At 40.6% G+C, this 4,601-nt stretch carries 3 protein-coding genes; all 3 read left to right on the plus strand.

Annotated features, from left to right (window positions below; all coding sequences use genetic code 11):
• Window positions 1-360: 360 nt before the first annotated feature.
• The 3 genes from ACR2F7_RS11090 to ACR2F7_RS11100 all read left to right on the plus strand — a co-directional run bounded on the left by ACR2F7_RS11090 (window position 361) and on the right by ACR2F7_RS11100 (window position 4,436).
• Window positions 361-1,875: a xylulokinase gene (locus tag ACR2F7_RS11090; protein WP_432713629.1), complete on the plus strand. Its 1,515-nt coding sequence runs from the start codon at window positions 361-363 to the stop codon at window positions 1,873-1,875.
• Between the two features lie 45 nt (window positions 1,876-1,920).
• Window positions 1,921-3,252, plus strand: coding sequence for a xylose isomerase (xylA, locus tag ACR2F7_RS11095; RefSeq protein ID WP_432713630.1), 1,332 nt, complete (start codon window positions 1,921-1,923; stop codon window positions 3,250-3,252).
• A 167-nt stretch (window positions 3,253-3,419) separates the two neighbouring features.
• Window positions 3,420-4,436, plus strand: coding sequence for a LacI family DNA-binding transcriptional regulator (locus ACR2F7_RS11100; RefSeq protein WP_432713631.1), 1,017 nt, complete (start codon window positions 3,420-3,422; stop codon window positions 4,434-4,436).
• Window positions 4,437-4,601: the final 165 nt, after the last annotated feature.

The raw sequence follows: 4,601 nt of genomic DNA on the forward strand, positions 1-4,601 counted from the left end.
TTGATAATATGCCTTGTCTTCCTAAGACCGCTTGGCCTCCGACTTGTGGTTGCCACACATTTTTGTGTCGCTACATCAACCACAGCAACCTTAATGGAAGAAGTGCCTATATCGATCCCTAATAAGTACATACAATTTGTAAATTAATTTAAGTCGGATCGTAGCCATGTCGTTCTGTGAGCCAAGGAGTTGATAATATGCCTTGTCTTCCTAAGACCGCTTGGCCTCCGACTTATATCGGCGAGCATATTAAAGATTTTATTTAAGATAAAAGGGATAATTATTTGTGGTTAATCAGAATACTATTACCTTTATGCAACCGTTTGCATAAACAGGCGTTCAAATTAATTTACAAATTGTATGTACTTATTAGGGATCGATATAGGGACTTCTTCCATTAAAGTTGCTGTGGTTGATGTAGCGACACAAAAATGTGTGGCTACCACTCAATTTCCAGAAGAAGAGACCGAGATTAAAACTGTAAAACCAGGCTGGGCAGAACAAAATCCGAAAGATTGGTGGGCAAATGCACAGCAAGCTATTCTGAACTTAAATGCTTCCGGAAAATACGATCCTAAAGAAATTAAAGCCATAGGCATAGCTTACCAGATGCATGGCCTGGTGGTGGTCGATAAAAACCAGCAGGTTTTAAGAGATAGCATCATCTGGTGCGATAGTCGTTCGGTAGCTTTAGGTGAAACTGCTTTTGAGGCCATCGGACAGGAAAAATGCCTGGAACACCTGCTCAATTCGCCGGGAAACTTTACGGCTTCTAAATTAGCCTGGGTAAAAGCAAATGAGCCTGAAATATATCAACAGATAGATAAAATTATGCTTCCGGGCGATTATATAGCCATGAAGCTAACGGGAAATATTACTACCAGTATTCCTGCCTTATCAGAAGGTATTTTCTGGGATTTTAAAAATGACAATCTTTCCGCGGATTTAATGAGTCACTATGGCTTTGCCGAAGACCTTATTCCAACCATTAAACCATTGTTTGCTGTCCATGGTGAAGTAAATGCAATTGTTGCACAAGAGTTGGGTTTAATGGAAGGTATTCCAGTATCTTATAAAAGTGGCGATCAGCCTAACAATGCGCTTTCTTTAAATGTGTTAAAACCGGGAGAAGTTGCAGCCACCGCTGGCACATCCGGTGTTATTTATGGCGTTAGCGATTCCCTGACTTTCGATCCTCAATCGCGTGTCAATACTTTTGCACATGTTACATATTCACCATCAAAAAAACATACCGGTGTACTCTTGTGTATCAATGGCACGGGAAGTATGTACCGGTGGGCAAAGGCACAATTTGCGGCAGATCTTTCATACCCTGCATTAAATGCATTGGCGGCGACAGCCCCCGTTGGAAGTAAAGGCTTAAGGGTATTACCTTTTGGCAATGGCGCAGAAAGAATGCTCAATAACAAATATACAAGTGCACAGCTGCTGGGCATAGATTTGAATGTACACCGACGTGAAGATATTTTCAGGGCCGTGCAGGAAGGAATTGCCTGTGCTTTCCGTTATGGCTTAGACATCATGCGCGAAAACGGCATGAAACCTACAGTGATTCGTGCAGGGCGTGCTAATTTATTTTTAAGCGACCTTTTTGCACAGACTTTTGTTAATGTAACTGGGGTGCCTGTAGAATTATATGAAAATGATGGAAGTGTAGGAGCTGCATTAGGTGCAGGTATAGGCTCTGGTGTTTTTAAAAATGCCGAAGCAGCTTTCACTCAACAGGAAGTGATTAAATACCTGGAACCGACAGATACAGAGACTTATGAGGCCATTTATGCCGATTGGAAAGCCCTTTTAGATAAAGCACTCCAGGAAAATGAATACGCAGCAGGATTGCATAGAACAGATTAGCCATAAAAAAAGAAATAAGAATTTAGAACCACATAATTAAACAAAATGATAAAAGTAGTTTCAGGAGAAAAAGAATTTTTTAAAGGTATAGACCAAATCCAGTTTGAAGGTTTAGAAAGTGATAATCCACTAGCATTCAGGTGGTATGATGCCAACCGTGTGGTTGCCGGTAAAACCATGAACGAGCATTTTAAATTTGCCTGTGCTTACTGGCATTCCTTTAACGGTAATGGTAGCGATCCATTTGGTGGGGCCACACATAATTTCCCATGGGATGAGAAAAAAGACGCTATAGAAAGAGCAAAAGATAAAATGGATGCGGCCTTCGAATTCATTACCAAAATGCAATTGCCTTATTATTGTTTTCACGATGTTGATGTGGTGGATTACACCAATGATGTTGCTGAAAATGAACAACGTTTACAAACTTTAGTAGCTTATGCCAAACAAAAGCAGGCAGAAAGTGGTGTGAAATTACTTTGGGGAACAGCCAATTTATTCAGTCACCAGCGCTATATGAATGGTGCATCTACCAATCCAGATTTTCATGTTTTGGCACATGGTGCAGCGCAGGTAAAATCGGCTATTGATGCAACGATAGCTTTGGGTGGAGAGAATTACGTATTCTGGGGTGGCAGAGAAGGTTACATGAGCCTGCTGAATACCAATATGAAACGCGAACAGGAGCACCTGGCTAAGTTTTTACACATGGCCAAAGATTATGCCCGTCAGCAGGGCTTTAAAGGAACTTTTCTTGTGGAGCCAAAACCTTGTGAGCCAACAAAACACCAATATGATTATGATGCAGCGACCGTAATAAGCTTTTTGCAGCAGCATGATCTGTTAGGTGATTTCAAACTTAACCTGGAAGTGAACCATGCAACTTTAGCCGGACATACTTTTCAGCATGAGTTACAAGTTGCCGCAGACAATAATTTATTGGGCTCTATTGATGCCAACAGAGGTGATTACCAAAATGGCTGGGATACAGATCAGTTTCCTAATGACATCAATGAATTAACAGAAGCTATGCTGATTATTTTAGAACATGGTGGTTTGCAGGGTGGTGGAGTAAATTTCGATGCCAAGATCCGTCGTAATTCTACAGATCCTAAAGACCTGTTTTATGCACACGTTGGTGGCATGGATATCTTTGCACGTGCCTTGGTAACGGCTGATGCCATTCTTCAAAAGTCAGATTATAAAAAAGTAAGAACAGAACGTTATGCTTCCTTTGACAGTGGAAAAGGTGCTGAATTTGAGCAAGGTAAATTGAGTCTTTTAGATTTAAGAAACTATGCTGCAGAAAATGGAGAGCCTGAAATCCGCAGTGGAAAGCAGGAATACCTTGAAAACATCATTAATAGATATATTTAATCTTTCCTAAAAAAAACTCTTCTTACAAGAAGACCACAGGTTCATCTATTGACTAACAAAATAGCAGGTTTTAACAGTTGATTTGGCGTACAATGCTTGTGGTTTATTGTAATGAAGAGTTTTTTTAGCATTTTGCAGTCTTATTACTGAATGGGGAATTGAAGATATTGAAAAAGAAAACAACAATTTATGATATAGCCAAAGTACTTGGTGTTAATGTTGCAACGGTATCCAGGGCGTTGAGTGGCTTTCCAGCTATTAGTGAGGCTACCCGGAAGGCGGTAGAAGAGACTGCTTTAGCCTTAAACTATAGTCCTAATAAATTGGCTGCGGCCTTAAAATCTGGTAAAACCTATATTATTGGCATCATTGTGCCCAGTATTCAATCGCATTTTTTCGCTTCCATCATCAATAGCATTGAAGAAGGCTTAAAAAACAGCGGTTACCGCGTCATTTTATACCAAACAAATGAATCTGTAGAGAGTGAAATTAAAGGGGTAAAAACCCTTCTGGAAGCCCGTGTAGATGGTATTATGGCATCCCTTTCCCTACAAACGAAAGATGTTGCCCATTTTGAAGAAGTTGTTGTACAAAATATCCCTTTAATTCTGTTCGACAGGGTGAGTCCGCTGTTAGATGTTTCTACCATCACCATGGATGATTACAAAGCAGGCTACATGGCTGCCCAATTTCTCCTGGATCAAGGTTATCAGAAAATAGCCTTTGTTACCACTGGCAGGCAGGTTAACATTTTTACCGAAAGGGTGAGAGGATACAAAGCAGCGCTTGAAGAAAGTGGTCTGCCTATCATACCTGAACATATTATTTTAGGTGGCCTCTCCATTAAAGATGGCCGTTATGCTGCAGGAACACTGTTAAGAGGTAAAAATCCACCAGACGCTATTATTGCCGGTGATGATTTTACCGCACTAGGTGTCATCAAAAAACTTAAAGAATCGGGCATTATGCCTCCAGAAATCGGTGTCATTGGTTTCGCCAATGAGGTTTTCTCAGGTTACATCACACCAAACTTAACATCGATAGATCAGCATCCCAATCAGATGGGCGCCGCCTGTGCAGAATTGTTCTTGAAAATGATCAAGCAAAAAAATCCTTACGAATTACTGGAGCATACCGTGCTGGAGCCTACTGTAGTAGAACGGCAGTCGACTGCAAAAAAGTAAAATTCTTTCCTCGTCAATCCCTAAATTACCGTTATCTTACATCATCAAATGAATAATGCTGATGAAAGAAATCACCGATATCCTGAAGGCTTATGAAAAAGCAGTAAGGGAACACAAAAAAGCGGCGCTAGCCACTGTGGTAAAGGTTGATGGATCTTCTTACCG

It is taken from the genome of Pedobacter sp. (assembly GCF_045628745.1).
Lineage (GTDB): Bacteria > Bacteroidota > Bacteroidia > Sphingobacteriales > Sphingobacteriaceae > Pedobacter.